At 73.9% G+C, this 16843-nt stretch carries 16 protein-coding genes; 6 read left to right on the top strand and 10 right to left on the bottom strand.

All coding sequences use genetic code 11. From position 1 onward, the window contains the following. Positions 1-8 precede the first annotated feature (8 nt). On the bottom strand, positions 9-1643 hold the full coding sequence (gene abc-f, locus IG05_RS0108265) for a ribosomal protection-like ABC-F family protein (protein WP_030340552.1): 1635 nt from the start codon (positions 1641-1643) through the stop codon (positions 9-11). A 468-nt stretch (positions 1644-2111) separates the two neighbouring features. Here abc-f and IG05_RS42000 point away from each other — a divergent pair, with 468 nt between their 5' ends. Next, positions 2112-2303 (top strand): hypothetical protein, encoded by a 192-nt coding sequence (locus IG05_RS42000; RefSeq protein WP_037813346.1) that lies wholly within the window; start codon positions 2112-2114, stop codon positions 2301-2303. Between the two features lie 34 nt (positions 2304-2337). Here IG05_RS42000 and IG05_RS0108275 read toward each other — a convergent pair whose 3' ends face one another. From IG05_RS0108275 to IG05_RS0108295, 5 genes are all read right to left on the bottom strand, one after another. Next, positions 2338-4404, bottom strand: coding sequence for a SpoIIE family protein phosphatase (locus IG05_RS0108275; RefSeq protein WP_030340553.1), 2067 nt, complete (start codon positions 4402-4404; stop codon positions 2338-2340). A 421-nt stretch (positions 4405-4825) separates the two neighbouring features. Then, a complete protein-coding gene (locus IG05_RS0108280; protein ID WP_030340554.1) occupies positions 4826-5713 on the bottom strand; it encodes a Gfo/Idh/MocA family protein in 888 nt (295 codons plus the stop codon). A 58-nt stretch (positions 5714-5771) separates the two neighbouring features. Continuing rightward, a complete protein-coding gene (gene tgmB, locus IG05_RS0108285; RefSeq protein ID WP_030340555.1) occupies positions 5772-6755 on the bottom strand; it encodes an ATP-grasp ribosomal peptide maturase in 984 nt (327 codons plus the stop codon). Positions 6756-6772: 17 nt separating this feature from the next. Then, complete coding sequence (tgmA, locus tag IG05_RS0108290; protein ID WP_030340556.1) at positions 6773-6964, bottom strand: putative ATP-grasp-modified RiPP; 192 nt, start codon at positions 6962-6964, stop codon at positions 6773-6775. Positions 6965-7029: 65 nt separating this feature from the next. After that, a complete protein-coding gene (locus IG05_RS0108295; protein WP_051789614.1) occupies positions 7030-7902 on the bottom strand; it encodes a fructosamine kinase family protein in 873 nt (290 codons plus the stop codon). 219 nt (positions 7903-8121) lie between these two features. Between IG05_RS0108295 and IG05_RS0108300 the strand changes: the two genes are divergently transcribed. Together IG05_RS0108300 and IG05_RS0108305 are read left to right on the top strand one after the other, a co-directional pair. Beyond that, a complete protein-coding gene (locus IG05_RS0108300) occupies positions 8122-8832 on the top strand; it encodes a tRNA-dependent cyclodipeptide synthase (RefSeq protein ID WP_234335794.1) in 711 nt (236 codons plus the stop codon). Next, on the top strand, positions 8829-10040 hold the full coding sequence (locus IG05_RS0108305) for a cytochrome P450 (protein ID WP_051789616.1): 1212 nt from the start codon (positions 8829-8831) through the stop codon (positions 10038-10040). The genes IG05_RS0108300 and IG05_RS0108305 overlap by 4 nt, the downstream gene beginning before the upstream one ends. 478 nt (positions 10041-10518) lie before the next feature. Here IG05_RS0108305 and IG05_RS0108310 read toward each other — a convergent pair whose 3' ends face one another. Continuing rightward, complete coding sequence (locus IG05_RS0108310; RefSeq protein WP_030340560.1) at positions 10519-11397, bottom strand: SCO6745 family protein; 879 nt, start codon at positions 11395-11397, stop codon at positions 10519-10521. Between the two features lie 371 nt (positions 11398-11768). Here IG05_RS0108310 and IG05_RS0108315 point away from each other — a divergent pair, with 371 nt between their 5' ends. Continuing rightward, entirely contained in the window at positions 11769-12383 is a 615-nt protein-coding gene (locus IG05_RS0108315; protein ID WP_030340562.1) for a membrane protein, read from the top strand. A gap of 153 nt (positions 12384-12536) precedes the next feature. Next, entirely contained in the window at positions 12537-13205 is a 669-nt protein-coding gene (locus IG05_RS0108320; protein WP_030340563.1) for a class F sortase, read from the top strand. Positions 13206-13220: 15 nt separating this feature from the next. Here the strand turns inward: IG05_RS0108320 and IG05_RS0108325 are convergent, their stop codons facing one another. The 3 genes from IG05_RS0108325 to IG05_RS0108335 form a co-directional block, all read right to left on the bottom strand. Then, positions 13221-14390 carry a GDSL-type esterase/lipase family protein gene (locus IG05_RS0108325; RefSeq protein ID WP_030340565.1) on the bottom strand — a complete coding sequence of 390 codons (1170 nt, stop codon included), beginning with the start codon at positions 14388-14390 and terminating at the stop codon, positions 13221-13223. Positions 14391-14413: 23 nt separating this feature from the next. Further along, positions 14414-14986, bottom strand: a complete 573-nt coding sequence (locus tag IG05_RS0108330; protein WP_030340567.1) for a TetR/AcrR family transcriptional regulator — start codon at positions 14984-14986, stop codon at positions 14414-14416. A gap of 219 nt (positions 14987-15205) precedes the next feature. Then, the gene (locus IG05_RS0108335; RefSeq protein ID WP_030340569.1) at positions 15206-15580 is read right to left on the bottom strand and encodes a winged helix-turn-helix transcriptional regulator; all 375 of its coding nucleotides are present in this window, start codon (positions 15578-15580) and stop codon (positions 15206-15208) included. Positions 15581-15660: 80 nt separating this feature from the next. On the opposite strand from IG05_RS0108335, the gene IG05_RS0108340 reads away from it, so the two are divergent. After that, positions 15661-16575 carry an NAD(P)-dependent oxidoreductase gene (locus IG05_RS0108340; RefSeq protein WP_030340570.1) on the top strand — a complete coding sequence of 305 codons (915 nt, stop codon included), beginning with the start codon at positions 15661-15663 and terminating at the stop codon, positions 16573-16575. The last annotated feature ends 268 nt before the right edge of the window (positions 16576-16843 follow it).

The following is a 16843-nucleotide window of genomic DNA, read 5'->3' on the forward strand; positions in this document are numbered from 1 at the left end:
GCCGCGGCTCACACCGCGGGCGCTCCGGTCTCCAGCAGCCTTCCGTCGGCCAGCACCAGCCGGCGGTCGACCCCGATCTCGGCGAGGAACCGCTCGTCGTGGCTGACGACGATGAAGGCGCCCTGGTAGGAGACGAGCGCGCTTTCCAGCTGGCCCGCGCCGACCAGGTCGAGGTTGTTGGTCGGCTCGTCGAGCAGCAGCAGGTGCGGGGCCGGCTCGGCGTACAGCACGCAGGCGAGGGTGGCGCGCAGCCGTTCGCCGCCGGACAGGACACCGACCGGCAGGTGGGCCCGGGCGCCCCGGAACAGGAAGCGGGCGAGCACGTTCATCCGCTCCGCCTCGGGCCGTTCCGGGGCGGACGCGGCGAAGTTCTCCGCCACGGTTCGGCCCGGGTCCAGCAGGTCCAGGCGTTGCGACAGGTAGGCGATACGGCCGTCGTTCCGCTTGATCTCCCCGCTGTCCGGGGCGAGGTCGCCGGTGATCAGCCGCAGCAGGGTGGACTTGCCGGCCCCGTTGGGTCCGGTCAGCGCGATGCGCTCGGGGCCACGGACGGTCAGGGCGATCCCGCCGTCGGCGAACACGGGCCGGTCGCCGTGGCGGACCTGCAACCCCTCGCCGGTGAACACGTTGCGCCCGGCGGGCACCCGGGTGTCGGGCAGCTCCAGGACCAGGCGCTGTTCCTCGCGCAGCGCGCGTCCGGCCTCGTCGAGGCGGGCCCTGGCCTCGCCGACCCGGGCCGCGTGCAGCTGCCCGGCCCGGCCCGCGGACTCCTGCGCCCCGCGCTTCATGGTGCCGGCGAAGATACGGGGCAGACCGGCGTTCTTCAGGTTGCGTGCCGCGTTGCTCGCCCGGCGTTCGGCGCGTTCGCGGGCCTGCTGCATCTCCCGCTTCTCCCGCCGCAGTTCCTGCTCCGCGTTGCGGACGTTCTTCTCGGCGACCTCCTGCTCGGCGCGCACGGCCTCCTCGTACTCGGTGAAGTTGCCGCCGTACAGGCGCAGTTCGTCGCTGCCCAGCTCGGCGATGCGGTCCATGCGGTCGAGCAGCGCGCGGTCGTGGCTGACCAGCAGCAGACAGCCGGTGAAGTCGGAGAGCACGTCGTGGAGCGCCCGACGCGCCCCGGGGTCGAGGTTGTTGGTGGGTTCGTCGAGCAGCAGCACGTCGGGGCGCTTCAGCAACTGGGCGGCGAGACCGAGCGAGACGACCTGACCGCCGCTGAGCGTGCTCAGGCTGCGGTCCAGGGCGAGGCCGGCGAGACCCAGGCGGTCGAGCTGGGCGCGGGTGCGCTCCTCGATGTCCCAGTCGTCGCCGATGGTGGTGAAGTGCTCCTCGCTCACGTCCCCGGACTCGACGGCGTCCAGCGCGCGGATCACGGCGGCGATGCCGAGCACCTCGGCGACGGTGAGGTTCCCGGTCAGGGGCAGGCTCTGCGGGAGGTAGCCCACCGTGCCGCCGGCCGACACCGAGCCGGTGGCGGGCCTCAGTTCACCGGCGATCAGCTTCAGCAGGGTGCTCTTGCCGGAGCCGTTGGGGGCGACCAGGCCGGTACGGCCGGCGGTCACGGCGAAGGACAGGTCGTGGAAGACGGGGGTGTCGTCGGGCCAGGAGAAGGACAGGTTCGAGCAGACGACGGCGACGTCGGACATGAGGGTGACCTCGGACGGATCAAGGGCAGGGAAGAGACCTCTGCCCTGGGCGGACGCGCGGGAAGGGGGTACGACGAAACGGACCACCTCGGCTGCGCTCCTCGGCGCGTCCGGTGGCCGTCAGATCCGGATCTCACCCGGAGATGTCGTCGTCACCCACCACGGCTGCCACTCCTCGATACACGGTCCACGTCGCTGACACGGTAACAGGTCCCGCCGCGGGCCGGCCGTCGGCTTGCAACCCGTCGCCGCGGGGCGCTGCCGCGACCGCTTCGTGCGCCGGGACGGCCGGTGGCGGTTCGCGGAACGCGCCGTCCGCATCCACCTCCTCGGCGACACCAGCCGCCCCCTGCGCCGACCGCCCCTGCTTCCGGGATGCGTGCCTGCGTCACCGGCTTGACAGGTGACGCAGAGGGGCGCACGCTGCTGCCCGGACACCGTGCACGACCGAGGGAGCGGAGAAGGACCTTGAGCGAGGAATCCATGCAGGACGCCGCGGCCGCAGTCCGGCACGCCCGCTACGGCCGGCTCCCCGAGCGCATCCGCTTCGAGGACATGACGGAAGCGGCGGAGGCCTCGCCGGGCGCGGTGCGCGGTGCCTACGACCCCGAAGGCTCGTGGAAGTACTACTCGTGCCTGGCGCTCGACCTCGGCCTGTGACCCCCTCCCTGGCCCGGTCGCCCTCGACGCGCAGCTACACGGCCCGGGCCACGAGCAGGGCGACGTCGTCGTGGTCGTCGGCGTGCCTCAGGCCGTACAGGAGGAGGTCGCAGGTCTCCTCCAGGGGACGCTCGGGCGCGTCGAGGAAGCCGAGCAGGGCGTGCAGCCGGTCGTCGATCGAGTGCTGCCGGGTCTCCACGAGGCCGTCGGTGTAGAGCACGAGCAGGTCGCCGGGCCTCAGCTCGGTCGCGGCGGTCTCGAACCGGACGCCGCCGACGCCGAGCGGCGCACCGGAGGGCAGGTCGAGCAGGATCGGGGCCTCGCCGGGACGGGCCAGCGCGGGCGGCATGTGTCCCGCGTTGGCCATGCGGCACTGTCGCGTGTGGGGGTCGAACACGGCGTACAGACAGGTCACGATGTAGTGCTCCAGATCGCAGGTGATCTTGTCCAGATGCTGCAGCACCTCGCCCGGGTCCAGGTCCAGGTCCGCGTAGGCGCAGGTGGCGGTGCGCAGCCGGCCCATCGTGGCGGCGGCGTCGATGCCGTTGCCCATGACGTCCCCGACGACCAGGGCGGTCTTGTCACCGGTCAAGGGGATGACGTCGTACCAGTCGCCGCCCACCTCGCTGGTGGCCTGCGCCGGCTGGTAGCGGGAGGCCAGCTCCAGGCCGATGTGGTGCGGCGCATGGTCGGGGAGCAGGCTGCGCTGGAGGGTCAGGGAGGTGTTGCGCACGCTCTGGAACCAGCGGGCGTTGTCGATGGCGATGGCGGCACGGCTCGCCAGCTCACCGGCCAGGACGACGTCGTCGTCGTCGAACGGGGCCGGGTTGCGGGTGCGCTTGAGGTCGAGGGCGCCCAGCACCTCGCCGTGGGCGATCAGCGGTACGGCGAGGTACGAGTGGACACCGGAGCACGCGAGCAGCTCGGCCGCCTCGGCGTTCCGGGCGATCCGCCGCAGGTCCTGGGGGCCGACCTGCCGCACCAGGATTGGGCGGCCCGTGTGCACGCACAGCGTGACCAGGCGGTCCCCGTCGTAGGAGGCGAGGTCGCCGGGGGCGTCGGCCGCGCGCAGTGCCACGGTGGGGTGGGCCGCCCGCAGGGCCAGCGCGCGGAACAGCTCCGGCCCGTTGTCCGGCTTGCGCACGCGGCGGCAGGCCAGCGCGGCGTCGAGAATGTCCACCGCGGCCACGTCGGCGAGCTCGCCCGCGGCGATCTCGGCCAGCTCGGCGGCGGTCTGCTCCACCTCCAGGCTGGTGCCGACGCGGATGGAGGCGTGGGCGATCAGGGTCAGCCGGCGCCGGGCCCGGTCCGCCTCGGCCGCCGCGCGGTGCCGTTCGGTGACGTCGACGACCGACGTGGCGGCGCCGAGCACCCGCCCGCCGGGGTCCTCCAAGCGGTAGAACGACAGCGACCAGGCGTGCTCGTGCTCGGGGTCCGAGCGGGGCCGGCCCACGTGGTACTGGTCGAGCAGCGGGGTGCCGGTGGTGAGCACCTGACGCAGCGCGGACTCGACGGTGTCGACGTCGGGGAAGGGCAGGGTCTCGCGCAGCCGGCGACCGAGGTGGTCCTCGGCGGGGATGCCGTCGATCCGCTCCAGCGCCGGGTTGACCAGCAGATACCGCAGATCGGGATCCAGGAGGGCAAGACCGATGGGGGACTGGTTGATCAGCCGCTCGCACAGGGCGAGGTCGGTCTCGACGCGCTGGAGCAGGCTGTGGTCGGCGGCCAGCCCGAGGGCGTAGACGTCCCCGAGGTCGTCGAGCAGCCGCATGTTGCGGAACTCCATCACGCGCGTGCTGCCGTCCTTGTGCCGGACGGGGAACGCGCCGGCCCAGCTCCGGCCCGTCTCCATGACCTCCGCGAACAGCTGGACGACCGCTTGCAGGTGCTCGGGATGGACGATCAGGCGGGCCGCCGGTCTGCCGAGTGCCTCGGCCGCGGAGTAGCCGAACAGCTCCTCGGCCTGCGGCGTCCAGAACACGATGCGCCCATCGGTGTCGAGGACCAGCGCGGCCACGCTGAGCACGTCCAGCAGGCTGGTCCGCCCGGGCGGCTCGGACTCGTACGGATCACCGTCGGGCGGGAAGGATTCGGCTGTCATCCCTGAGCCTCCTGTACCGGCCGGCGGCGCGCGCCGGCCACCTCACCGCCACCAGCCGCACCGCGGCGAGCCCGGCCCCCGCGGGTGTCCGTCGTACGGCGGCGAGACCGGCGCCCGCACCGGCCACAGCCCCCGCCGCGCGGTCCCGGTCCCCGGCCCGGGTCCGGTCCCTTCCATGCTCCCTCCGGTCCTGCGCGAGGGCGACACAGCCCGGCGGACCCCACCCCCGGACCACCGTGCGCGACACCGGCACCGGAGGCCGTCGGCCTGCCCGCAGCGCGCCCGGCGGCCGCGCCGCAGGTTCCTCGTGGCCCAGCCGGCCCGTCGCGGGGGCCCCGGTCCACCCCCGAGGGGAGGATCACGCGGACGGAGCCGGGAGCCGGAACCGAGCCGGGAACCGGGAACCGGGTGGGCGGGCCGGCTACTCCGCCCCGCTCGCCAGGCGGGCCTCCGCCGCGGCCAGGATCTCGGTGACCCGGAGGCCGAACGCGGCGTCGCAGGAGTGCGGCCGGCCGGTGCGGGCCGCCCGCACCAGCGTGTCCGCGGCCCGGGCGAGCGCGGGGACCGCTCCCTCGGAACTCCCCGGCAGGACCGTCACCCCCGCCTCGCCGCGCAGCTCCACATCGGCGCCGGCCGCCGCCGGCGGTGCCGACAGGCTGAGCGTGAGGGTGCTCGACGCGCCGGTGGCGTGGTCGAGCACCAGGTGCACGGTGTCCGCCGGACCGTGCGCCGCCGCCACCACGTTCCGTACGTCGCCGAGGACCGGCAGCAGCACCGACAGGGCGTGCGGGCCGACGTCCCACAGGGCACCCTTCTCCCGCCGCCACGGCGAGTCCGCGAACGGGCTGTCGCTCGTGAACACCGCCCCCAGCCACTGGGCCCGCGCCGTGAACCAGCCGGCCACGGAGGCCTGTTCCTCGATCCAGGCCTCCGGTTCCTTCTGGAAGCGTGCGGTGAAGAACACCACCGAGGCCACCCCGGCCCGCTCCACCGCCTCCGCCACGGCCCGCCCCTCGGCCACCGACAGGGCCAGCGGCTTGTCCAGCAGCAGATGCCGGCCCGCCCGGGCCGCCCGCACCGCCAACCCGGCCTGCACGGACGGCGGCAGGGCCACCGCCACCGCGTCCACGTCGGCCAGCAGCGCGTCCACGTCGGCGTACGCGGTGACGCCGTACTGCTCCGCGAGCGCCGTGGCCGCCGCCGGCCGCCGGCCCCACACCCCGGCGAACTCCACACCGGTGTGCCCGGCGAGGGCGGGCGCGTACGCCGCCCGCGCCCACGGGCCCGTCCCCAGCAGTCCGATACGCATGTCGCGTTCCCTTCTCCGAGCCGTTACGAGGCCTGTTGTCCGAGCGTTCCCCGGATCCTCAGGAGGCTGCGCTCCGGTCACCCTCCGCACACCCGCGGCCGGCAGCGGGCCGCCCCGCGAGCCAGTCGGCGATGGTGGCGGCGATCGGCTGGCCGGTGTCCATCTCCACGAAGCCGAACTGGCCGGACTGGTTGCACTCCAGGAACCACCAGATGCCGTCGGCGTCCTCCGCGAAGTCGAAGGCGCCGTACGCCAGTTCCGCGCCCGCCATGTAGCGCAGCACGCCCTCGGCGACGCGCGGCGGCACGTCCGCGGGCAGCCAGGGGGAGACCGACGGTGCGAAACGCACGTCCACGTCGTCCGGACGGGCGTCCGGATCGGCGGGCTTGCGTGCGGCCAGCAGGGTGTCGCCGACGACGGTGAGCCGGATGTCGGCCCGTTTGGCGACCCGCCGTTGCAGCAGCGTCGGACCGAAGGCCACCGCGGTGAAATCGGCGTCCGGCGCCACCCGGCTGGTCGGCACCGCCCGGGGCGGCTCCTGCGGATGCGCGCCGGAGACCGGTTTGACCACCAGGTCCGGGAAGCGTTCCGCGAACTCCCGCGCGGCCTGCGGGAACGTCGTGATGAGGGTGGCCGGCACCGGCAGGCCGCTGCGCTGGGCCAGGTGCAGCTGCCAGGGCTTGTGCCGGGCCCGGCGGGCGGCGTCCGGATGGTTCATCCAGCGGGCGTCGCTCCAGCGCAGCATGCCGTACAGCGCCTGCGCCGACTCCTCCGTCAGCCAGGCGGACGGCTGGGCGGCGCGGGCGGCCGGGGTTCCCGGCCTGCGCACCCAGACGGAGCGCAGGCCGTTCATGCTCACCAGGCGCCCGCCGACGGACAGGTGTCCCCGGCAGGCGCCCTGCACGTACTCGCCCGACAGCGCCACCCCGTTGGTCAGATCGGCGGGGTCGAGCCGGACGACGGGCACCCCAAAGTCGCCCAGCCGGAGGACCACCATGTCCGCCGTCACGTCCTCTTCACTGGTCAGGATGAGCACGGTCATCTCTCGAAGTCCGCGGTTCAGTCGTCGAAGTGCGTCTTGGAACCGGCCGTCGAGGTCGTGGTTCCCAGCGCTCTCAGGGTCACATGGTCGGTGGCGGCGATCCGCCCGTCCGGGAGGACGTTCAACTGCAGTCCGGAGTCGTACGCGTACGGTGCGGTGACGTCCAACTGCACAGCGGGGCGCGCGTAGTTGAGCGTGAACGGTTGCATGGTCTCTCCCTGATTAGGCTTTCACGTCCTTATACGAGTCGAACGGGTGATTGGTTTCCTTACGCTCAGTGATCGCGGCTCGGAGGGGTGGCCCGGCGGGGTCGTCCCGCGAGCGCGTTCCGCGCCGCCGCCAGCGCCTGTTCGGCGTACCCGCGTCCGAACAGCACCGCGTGCACCAGCAACGGGAAGAGCTGGTGCAGCCCCACCCGGTCCCGCCAGCCGTCGGCCAGTGGCGCCGCCTGCCGGTAACCGGCGAGTACCCGGTCCAGGTGGGGACAGCCGAACAGCCGGAGCATCGCCAGGTCGGTCTCCCGGTGCCCGCCGTGCGCGGCCGGGTCGATGAGCCGGACCTCGCCGTCGGCGCCCCACAGCACGTTCCCGTTCCACAGGTCGCCGTGCAGCCGGGCGGGCGGCTCCGGCGGGCCCGCCAGCTCCGGCAGCCGGGCGCAGACCTGCTCGAACACGGCCGCCTCGCCCGGGCGGAGCGTGCCGCGGTCGACCGCGCCGCGCACGTAGGGCAGCACGCGGTGCTCGGCGTACCAGCGGGGCCAGTCGGTGCCCGGTGCGTTCCGCATGGGGGCGCGGCCGATCCAGGCGTCCTCCGGGCCGCCGGGCGGGGGCGCCCCGAAGCGGGGTGCGCCGGCCGCGTGCAATGCGGCCAGCGCTTGGCCGAAAAGCAGCGCTGCCTCGGGGTCGGGGGAGTCGGTCGGCACTCGCTCGGTCACCATCCAGTGCTCGTCGTGCCCGAGCACGGCCGGCACCCGCACCGCGTCCGCTGCGGCCAGCCAGCGCAGCCCCGCCACCTCGGCGCGCACCGCCCGGGGACCGTCGCCACGCTTGACCATCACCGGAGTTCCGCCGTCCAGCAGTACTTCGGCGGGGGACCCCGACGCCCGCCGGGTCCCGGTGACCGGCCGTCCGGTGAGCCGGGCCGCCACCTGTCCTGGATCCTCGTCTCGGTTGACCACGGCCCCAGGGTACGACCCGCAATCAAGGCCGCTCGCCGGGCACTTCAACCGTTGATACGACTGTTTCCGGCCAAACCCAGGCGCTCACTACCCGTATTGATCTCGTACCGCTAGCGTGAGGGCGCCGCGTCGCCACACCGGGGGCACAGGGCCTCCCAGGGACTAGCGCGCGGCGGAGGAATCTCCCCCGTGACCACAGCATCCGTGCTGATGGCCGACGTCTTCGAAGTCCAGCCGTACACCTCCCACTGCGAGGTCATCCTCAGGGAGGGCGCACACGCCGTGATCGGTGTGTCCCCGGGCAACAGCTACTTCTCCGCCCGGCGCCTGCACGACCTCACCCGCTGGGGGCTGGACCACTTCGACCGGGTCGACTTCGTCTACACCGACCTGTACGTCGCCGAGATGTACGAGGCCTCCGGCTATCCACCGGACGAGGCCCGCCGCAAGGCAGTGAAGAACCTGCGCGGGGTGCGCGCCAAGGTCCGTGACGCGGTGTCGGCGGCCGACCCGGACGGCGTCCGGCTGGACTGGCATCCGATGTCCGAATTCCGTACCAACCCCGCCTATCAGGAGATCCACCGGCAGCTGCAGGAGCGGCTGGTCTCCGACGGTGCTTTCCGGTCCGTCTGCGAGACCCTGGTGAATCGTTTCCTCATGGCGCGCGGCGAGACACCGACCGAACGGCAGCGCGCCGTGTGCCTGGAGTACGTGTGCGCCGAGGCCCCGCTGTTCCTGGACACCCCGGCCATCCTCAGGGTGCCCTCCTCGCTCAACTGCTACCACCAACTCCTGCCGATGGCCGAGCTTTTGTATTCCCGCGGTGCCGGCCTGCGTGCCTCCCGCAACCAGGGCCACGCCATCGTCACGCCCACCGCCCTGGAAGGAGCCGCGGAATGACCACCGCGTCCGACACCGCCCCCGACCACCCTCCCCTGCCCGCCTTCCCGTTCTGCTGGGACGGCACCCGGGTGCCCGCCGAGGTCGCGGAACTGCGCGAGGCCACCCCGGTACGGCGAGTGCGGACCATCGCCGGCGACGAGGCGTGGCTGGTCTCCTCCTACGAGCTGTGCGCGCAGGTGCTCAAGGACGACCGGTTCTCCCTCAAGGACACCTCCGCACCCGGCGTTCCCCGCCAGTACGCGCTCACGATCCCGCCCGAGGTCGTGAACAACATGGGCAACATCACCGGGGCGGGGCTGCGCCGCGCGGTGATGAAGGCGCTCAACCCCAAGGCGCCGGGACTCACCGACTGGCTGCGCGCGGAGGCCCACCGCCTGGTGGACCTCATCGTCGCCGACGGGCCGACGGCCGACCTGCGCGGGGCGTTCTGCGAGCCGTACTCGGCCGGGATGCACTGCCGCATCCTCGGCATCCCGCAGACCGAGGCCCCCGCCTTCCTGCGCAGCCTCGACATCGCCTTCATGAACTCCCCGTGCCCGGTCACCGGCGCGCGGCTCAACTGGGACCGGGACATCGCCCGTATGGCGGCCCTGCTCGACGACCCGGCGACGCACGGCCTGATGGGCGAACTCGCCGCCCTGCGCGACGATCCCGACTACGCGCACCTGAGCGACGAGATGCTGGCCACCGTCGGCGTCACCCTGTTCGGCGCCGGTGTCATCTCCACCTCGGGCTTCCTCGCCATGGCCCTGGTCCACCTGCTCACCCACCCCATCGCCCGCGACCTGCTGCGGGACCGCCCCGACCTGATCGGCCCCGGCGTGGAGGAGCTGCTGCGGGTGAACCTCTCCATCGGCGACGCCCTGCCCCGCCTCGCCCTGGAGGACGTCCGGCTCGGCGACGTCGGCATCCGCGCCGGCGAGCTCGTCCTCGTCCTGGTGGAGGGCGCCAACCTCGACCCGGAGAAGTTCCCCGACCCGCACCGCTTCGACGTCCACCGCGACAACACCGCCGACCACCTCTCCTTCGGCGGCGGCGCCCACTACTGCCCCGCCACCGCCCTCGGCCGCGCACACGCCCGCATCGCCCTGGAGGTCCTGCTCGACCGGCTGCCCGACCTCGCCCTCGCGGTCCCGGCGAGCCAACTGGTCTGGCGCACCGGCTTCATGAAACGGATCCCCGAACGGCTCCCGGTGGCCTGGTGACCCACGGCACCACGTCCTCCCTACGGCGCCCCGGCCCGGCACGCCCGGCCGGGGCCGCCGGGGCCGGAGCGCTCCTCGGCGACCGACGGGGCACGCCCCCGGGTCTCCACCTCCCCCCGGCACCCCCGACTCACCGACCGCCCCGGCACCCCGACTCACCGACCGCCCCGGCCGGCGACACCGGCAGCGCGGACCAGACACCGGCACGCTCGACACCCGGCCCACGCCCGGCACGCGATGCCCGGCCCGCTCGGCGCCCGGCGCGCTCCGGGGGCACGGGTGAACGGTCCGCCGCGAGCCGCCCGGCGCCCGGGCGCTCTGACGGGCCCACGGGGCACGTTCCCCGCTCACGCCCCCGGCAGCCCCACCGCCGACCGCGCGGACCAGCGGCTCCGGCAGCGTGACCGACGAGCAGCACGTTCCCTCGCTGCTCGTCTCCTCGGCTCCTCAGCGACCGGCGGGGTGGCTCCTGGGCTCCTCAGCGACCGGCGGGGTACGTCCCCCCGGTCAGCCCCGCCGGATTCCCGGCCGGCAGGAGTCCCGACCCGCCGACCGCGCGGGCCAGTGGCTCCAGCAGTGTGGCCAGGTGTCCGCTCCGCTCGGTGCCCAGGGCGCTCCACGGGCCCTCGGCGGCCGCGTCGGTGAGGGCCTCGGCCTCCGCGCGCAGGGCCGCTCCCGCGGGGGTGAGCGAACCGTCCGCCGCGAGCCGGCCGTCCGTGCGCAGCCGCGCCGCGGCCGCCGCCCAGTCCTCCGCCGGCCACTTCCGCGTCTCGCGCAGGAAGGTCCCGTCGGACTCGCCGGCCGCCGCCTTGAGGACCATGGCCTCGACAGGCCCGATCCCCAGGCCGACCAGCACCGCCACATGGGAGTCACCGCGGTGCTCGCGCAGGGTCGTCAGGGCCTGCCACAGGCGCGCGGTGGGCCGGCCGGGGCGCTCCAGCGCCTGGTTGGCGGCGCCCAGCACCCGGCCCGCCGTGTCCGCGCCGGCGGCGGCCTCCCAGGCGAGGTCCGCTGCCTCCGCGAACGCGGCCGACGCGACGGTGTCCGCCCCGAACAGCCGGGTCATCGCCGCGTCCACCGCCTCCAGACGGGCCGCCAGCGCGTCCGCCGGAGCGGCGTACGCCCAGGCATCCGGCAGCGCCCGGGCCACCCGCGCGGGGTGGAAGACGTAGAAACAGCTCGTCACCACGGACGGAGGCGCCGCGCCGAGCGGGGCGGCGCGCAGCGCGAAGTAGCCCATCCAGAATCCGCGCAGCCCGAGCCCGTCCGCCGCCCGGTGCACCTCCGGTGCGAAGTACACGAGCTGGTGCACCGGCTCGTACCGCTCCCACAGGGCCCGTGCCATTCCGTCCGCCACCGCTTCCTCCCGCCACGTCGGCCTGCCGTGCTGTCGGCACCAGCCTGCGTTATGACAGCGGTCATAACAAGAGGGGGAGCCGGTGAGGGCTCGCGTCACCCGGGCCGCGGAGGCGCCGTCGGAGCCGGACGCACATGACCGGGGGCACCTCGCTCGCCCGGTCACTCCGGCAGGCGTACGACCGCTTCGGCGATTGGCCCGTACGAGGGGCCCCGGACCCGGCGCGCTGGGGCAGACGGGTGGCGTGATGACCCGGCTGGGCGGCCCGGATGGTGGGAGTCATGGGCCTCACTGACGGTGGTTCATGTCGAGGCCGGGTCCACCCAGCTGATGAGGTATCCGCTGCCCGGTCACGGCGGAAGGACATCACTATGCGCTCTGCCCGCATGATTTTGGCAACGGCGGCTGCCGCCGCCGCCCTGGCCTTCGCCACACCCGGCGCCGCGTTCGCCGTACCGGCCGAGCGCGACAGCGGCGGGGACGACTCCTCGTACAGCAAGGAGCACGACAGCGGCTCCGACCGTGAGGACCAGGGATCGGACGACGACCAGGACAACGACTACGGCAACAAGCGCGGCTCCGGGCGAGAACACGACGGGCCGCGCGGCGGAATGCACACGGGTGGCGGAGCCCTCGCCGCAGTGCGCAGCGGCGACTGGGGTTCGGGCGACGACAGCCGCTTCGACCCCGAGAGCTACAAGGACAAGGGCGACGACAGCGAAGAGGAAGGGGGCGGCAAGAGCGAGAAGGGCGAGAAGAGTGGCAGGGGCGAGAAAGGCGAGAAGGGCGAGAAGGGTGAGAGGGGGGACAAGGGCGACAAGAGCGAGTGGGGTGACGACCACGAGAAGCCGCGCGGCGGCATGCACACCGGCGGCGGCGCGCTCGCCACGCCGGGTGTCACCGCGGGCGGTCTCGCCGTGCTCGCCGTAGGCGCCGCCGGCGCGTACGCGCTGCGCCGCAGGAAGGCCGCCGAGCCGGTGTCCTGACGGGCCGGAATGTCCCAGGGGCTGCGGACGCCGTCGGCGCGCGCACCGCGTCGGCGGCCCGCGCCCCCTGCGTTCCGCCCCGGGCGCCGGCCCCGGCCGCGTCTCGACCCCGTCCCGACCCCGTGCTGCCCTGCATGAGCGAGGTGGTGTCCGATGGCAGCAGATCCCTCCTCTCCCACCCCCTCGGAACCGGCCGCGGCCGCCGGCCGCGGCGGGCGGCTCACGCTGTGGGGCGTGGCGGCCGTCTTCCTCGCCGTCAGCATGTTCGGCGGACGTCACCAGCCGGACGACACACCGCAGGCGCCCCGTGCCTCGGGCACCGGCACCGCCGCAGCCGCGCCGGCCGACCCGCGCGACACCGGCGCGTCACTGCCCCGGTCCACACCGACCCGGCTGCACATCCCGAAGATCGACGTGGACGCCCCCTTCACCACCCTGTCCCTCGGCGCCTCGGGCCAGTTGCAGCCGCCACCCGCCGCCGACACCAACCTCGTCGGCTGGTACGCCGACGGCGCATCGCCCGGCGAGGAGGGCACCGCGATCATCGCCGGGCACGTCGACACGGTGACCTCCGCGGCCGTCTTCGCCGACCTCTACGAGCTGGAGCGCGGAGACCGGTTCTCCGTGGAACGGGCCGACGGGCGCACGGCGGAGTTCGTCGTGGACAGCGCCGAGACCTATCCCAAGGACGACTTCCCCAGCGAACGGGTGTACGCGGACGCCTCGCGCCCCGAGGTCCGGCTCATCACCTGCGCCGGGGACTACGACCACACGGTGCGGGACTACACCGACAACCTGGTCGTCTTCGCCCACCTGGTGTGAGCCGCCGGGGCCCGGTCAGACGGCGGAGCGGCCGGCGAAGGGGCCGTCCGGGGCGAACGCCAGCGCCGCGAACCGTTCGCCGATCCGGCGGTGTCCGGCGGTGTCCGGGTGCAGGCCGTCGGGCAGCGGCAGTTCGGCGAAGTCGGCCTCGCCGTACAGCTCCCGGCCGTCCAGGTGGTGCAGGGCCGGGTCCTCGGCCGCCCGCTCGCGCACGATCCGGGCCAGCTCCTCCCGGATGACCTGCAGGGTGAGCTTCCCGGCCGCACGCTCGGCCGGGTCCCCGGCGGCCCGGTACCGCAGCCGCCCCTCGCCGAGGGCCGCCAGGTCCATGACGGTGGGGCCGGGCGTGTCCTCGTGCAGCGGGCACAGGACCGGGGAGACGACGAGCAGCGGGGTGTCGGGGTGGCCCTCGCGGACGGTGTCGAGGAAGCCGTGCACGGCGGGCCCGAAGGCGCGCAGCCGCATCAGGTCGGTGTTGACCAGGTTGATGCCGAGCTTGACGCTGATGAGGTCGGCGGGTGTGTCGCGCAGCGCGCGGGCGGTGAACGGGTCGAGCAGCGCGCTGCCGCCCAGCCCCAGGTTGACCAGCTCCACCCCGCCCAGGGACGCGGCGAGTGCCGGCCAGGTGGTGGTGGGGGTCGCCGCGTCGGAACCGTGACTGATCGAACTGCCGTGGTGCAGCCACACCCGGCGGCCCCGGTCCGGTACGGGCTCGACGGGGGCGTCGGTGCGCAGCGCGACGAGTTCGGTCGTCTCGTTGTGCGGCAGCCAGATCTCCACGTCCTTGGCGGTGTCCGGCAGGCCGGTGAACCGCACGGTGCCGACCGGTCCGGGCCGGTGCTCGGCGGAGCCGGTGCCCAGGTCGATGGTGAGGGTGCTGCCCTCGGCGAGCGAGGCGCTGCCGGCCGGGCGTCCGTCGACGAGCAGGTCGTACACACCGTCCGGGCGGGGCGGTGCGCCGAGGTAGACCCGCTTGGTCGGCAGGGTGTCCAGCTCGACGGTGGTGGCGCGGGTGCGGAAGACCAGCCGTACGCCTGCGGGCTGCGACTCCACGAAGGCCAGCTGCGGGTCGGCGCACTGGGCGCGGGCCCGGGCGGGCAGCCGGTGCGGCAGCAGGCCGTGCGCGGTGCGCTCCAGTTCGAGGGCGCCGCGTACCAGGGCGCCGGTGAGGGGGGTGGTGTGCATCATGTCTGCCTGCGTCCAGGGGCTCAGGGGTGGGCGGGCCAGTTGCGCAACAGGGAGTCGAGGGCGTCCAGGATCCGGGTCCACGACTCCTGCGAGTCGGGCGCGCTGTGACTGAAGCCGCCGGCCGCCTCCAGGCTGACGTAGCCGTGGAAGACGCTGCCGAGGAGGCGGACCGCGTGGGTCTGGTCGGGCTCGGCCAGGTCGTAGCCACGCAGGATCGCCCGCGTCAGCTGCGCGATCCGGACGCCCGCGCTGCCGGCCGCGGTCGCGGGGTCCAGCGGGTGCCGGGCCGCCGCGTAGCGGCCGGGGTGGGCGCGGGCGTAGTCCCGGTAGACGTGCGCGAAGGCGGCGAGGGCGTCCTTCCCGGACCGGCCGGCCAGCGCCTCGGCGGCACGGTCGGCCAGCTCCTCCAGCGCGAGCAGCGCGATCCGGGTCTTCAGGTCCTGGGAGTTCCGCAGGTGCGAGTACAGACTCGCGACCTTGACGTCGAACCGCCGGGCCAGCGCGGACGCCGTCACCTGGTCGAAACCGAGCTCGTCGGCCAGCTCGGCGCCGGCGTGGACCAGGCGTTCGGTGGTCAGGCCCGCACGCGCCATCATCGCTTCTCCCGTCTGTCGACAAGGATTATGCATTTGCCTAAATGCTTTAGGCAAGCTGCATTGCCCATTAGGGATTCGATGCGGGTCCCCAGCTCGCGGACGGCGGCGAACACCCACTTTTTTGTGGGTACTTGGCAGCTCGCGGCCGTGCGGGGGAGGCTGTTCTGCGAGGTCAGGGGCTGCCGCGGAAGCGAAGGAGGGGACAGTGGCGGCGCCTCAGGACGCCGCTTCGTGCTCGCGTTCGTGTCCGCCCTGGTCTTCACGCAACCGTTCCAGACGGCGGTGGCCCCACTCGGCCATGGGGTTCACCGCGACGGCCAGGTCGCGGCCGAACCCGGTCAGCGAGTACACGGTCTTCGGCGGCAGCACGTCGTGCACCTCGCGGCGCACCAGGCCGTCCTCGGCCATCTCGCGCAGCGCCTGGGTCAGCACCTTCTCGGTCAGCCCGGGCAGCCGGCGGCGCAGTTCGCCGGGCCGGTGCGGGCCGGACTCCAGCAGCCACAGCAGCGACGTCTTCCACTTGCCGTCGATCACGGCGATCGCGGCGGTCACTCCGCAGACGTTCGGGTCCTGGGCACGGCTGCGCGTCATCGTCGTCCTTCTCCGCTTCCTCACGGCCGCTCGGCCGTCTTGTCCACACGCATACGCTCACCACGTACGGGAGTTGCAACATGTCCACCTCGTCGACTCTTCCTGCCGTCACCGTGCTCGGCCTCGGTCCCATGGGCCGCTCGCTGGCCGGCGCGTTCCTCGCGGCCGGTCTGCGCACCACGGTCTGGAACCGCACGCCCGGCAAGGACCGGGAGCTGACCGCGCAGGGAGCCACCAGCGCCGTGTCGGCCGAAGAGGCCGTCTCCGCCTCGGAGCTGACCGTGGTCTGCGTGGTGAACCAGGATGCCGCCGACGCGATCCTGCGCCGCGCCGACGTCACCCGCGCGCTGAAGGGCCGTACGGTGGTGAGCCTGACCGCCGACACCCCGGAGCGGGCCCGTGGCACCGCCCGGTGGGCGGCGGAGCACGGCATCGGCTACCTGGACGGCGCGATCATGACGCCGGCGCCCAGTATCGGCACCCCGGAGGCCGCCTTCCTGCACAGCGGCCCGCGCGACCTCTACGAGCGGCACCGGCCGGTGCTGGAGCGGCTCGGCGGGACACACACCCACCTGGGCGAGGAGATCGGGCGCGCCGCCACCTTCGACATCGCGCTGCTCGACATCTTCTGGACCGCGATGGCCGGGTACGCGCACGCCGTGGCCATCGCCCGGGCGGAGGGCGTCACCGCCCGGGAACTGTCCGCCTTCGCCCAGGGCATCGCCGCGATCCTGCCACCGCTGTTCGACCAGTTCGCGGCGGACGCCGACGACGGCACGTACTCCGGCGAGATCAACCCCATCACCTCGGCCGCCTCCACCATGGCCCACGTGGTCGACGTCTCGGAGTCCCACGGCATCGACGCGGGCGTGATGCGCTCGGTGGAGGGCCTGGCCCGCCGGGCCATCGGCCTCGGCCACGACACGGACGGCTTCATGCGGGTGGCGGAGATCCTGGGCCGCCACGCGCAGCACCGCGTGACCACCGACGGCTGACGGCCCCGGAGGCCGGATCCCGGGAGCGACGCCGAGGGGTGGTGCGAGGGGTGCGGGGCCGGGCGGCCTGGCCGCCGCCCCGGAAGGCCGGGCGCGTGGGCAGGGAGTCCCGGCGTTCGTAGTTCCAAGCGGCGAGGTGGCTCCCAGGCGGGGGAGGCCGGGGTTCCTGGCGGGGCGGGCCGAGCCCTCAGTCCGGGAGGCCCGGGTCCGTGGCGGGGCGGGGTGGGTTTCCACGCGGGGGAAGTCCGTATCCGAGGAGGGAAGGGCC

This window comes from Streptomyces sp. NRRL S-1022 (assembly GCF_000720135.1).
Lineage (GTDB): Bacteria > Actinomycetota > Actinomycetes > Streptomycetales > Streptomycetaceae > Streptomyces.

Bases quoted from the DNA above. Each gene is read 5' to 3' on its own strand.
- IG05_RS0108330 (WP_030340567.1), bottom strand. From the start codon at position 14,986: ATGGCGCGTGCGGGCCTGACCACCGAACGCCTGGTCCACGCCGGCGCC.
- IG05_RS0108275 (WP_030340553.1), bottom strand. From the start codon at position 4,404: ATGACAGCCGAATCCTTCCCGCCCGACGGTGATCCGTACGAGTCCGAG.
- tgmA (WP_030340556.1), bottom strand. From the start codon at position 6,964: ATGCAACCGTTCACGCTCAACTACGCGCGCCCCGCTGTGCAGTTGGAC.
- IG05_RS0108280 (WP_030340554.1), bottom strand. From the start codon at position 5,713: ATGCGTATCGGACTGCTGGGGACGGGCCCGTGGGCGCGGGCGGCGTAC.
- abc-f (WP_030340552.1), bottom strand. From the start codon at position 1,643: ATGTCCGACGTCGCCGTCGTCTGCTCGAACCTGTCCTTCTCCTGGCCC.
- IG05_RS0108305 (WP_051789616.1), top strand. From the start codon at position 8,829: ATGACCACCGCGTCCGACACCGCCCCCGACCACCCTCCCCTGCCCGCC.
- IG05_RS0108315 (WP_030340562.1), top strand. From the start codon at position 11,769: ATGCGCTCTGCCCGCATGATTTTGGCAACGGCGGCTGCCGCCGCCGCC.
- IG05_RS0108335 (WP_030340569.1), bottom strand. From the start codon at position 15,580: ATGACGCGCAGCCGTGCCCAGGACCCGAACGTCTGCGGAGTGACCGCC.
- IG05_RS0108325 (WP_030340565.1), bottom strand. From the start codon at position 14,390: ATGCACACCACCCCCCTCACCGGCGCCCTGGTACGCGGCGCCCTCGAA.
- IG05_RS0108340 (WP_030340570.1), top strand. From the start codon at position 15,661: ATGTCCACCTCGTCGACTCTTCCTGCCGTCACCGTGCTCGGCCTCGGT.
- tgmB (WP_030340555.1), bottom strand. From the start codon at position 6,755: ATGACCGTGCTCATCCTGACCAGTGAAGAGGACGTGACGGCGGACATG.
- IG05_RS0108320 (WP_030340563.1), top strand. From the start codon at position 12,537: ATGGCAGCAGATCCCTCCTCTCCCACCCCCTCGGAACCGGCCGCGGCC.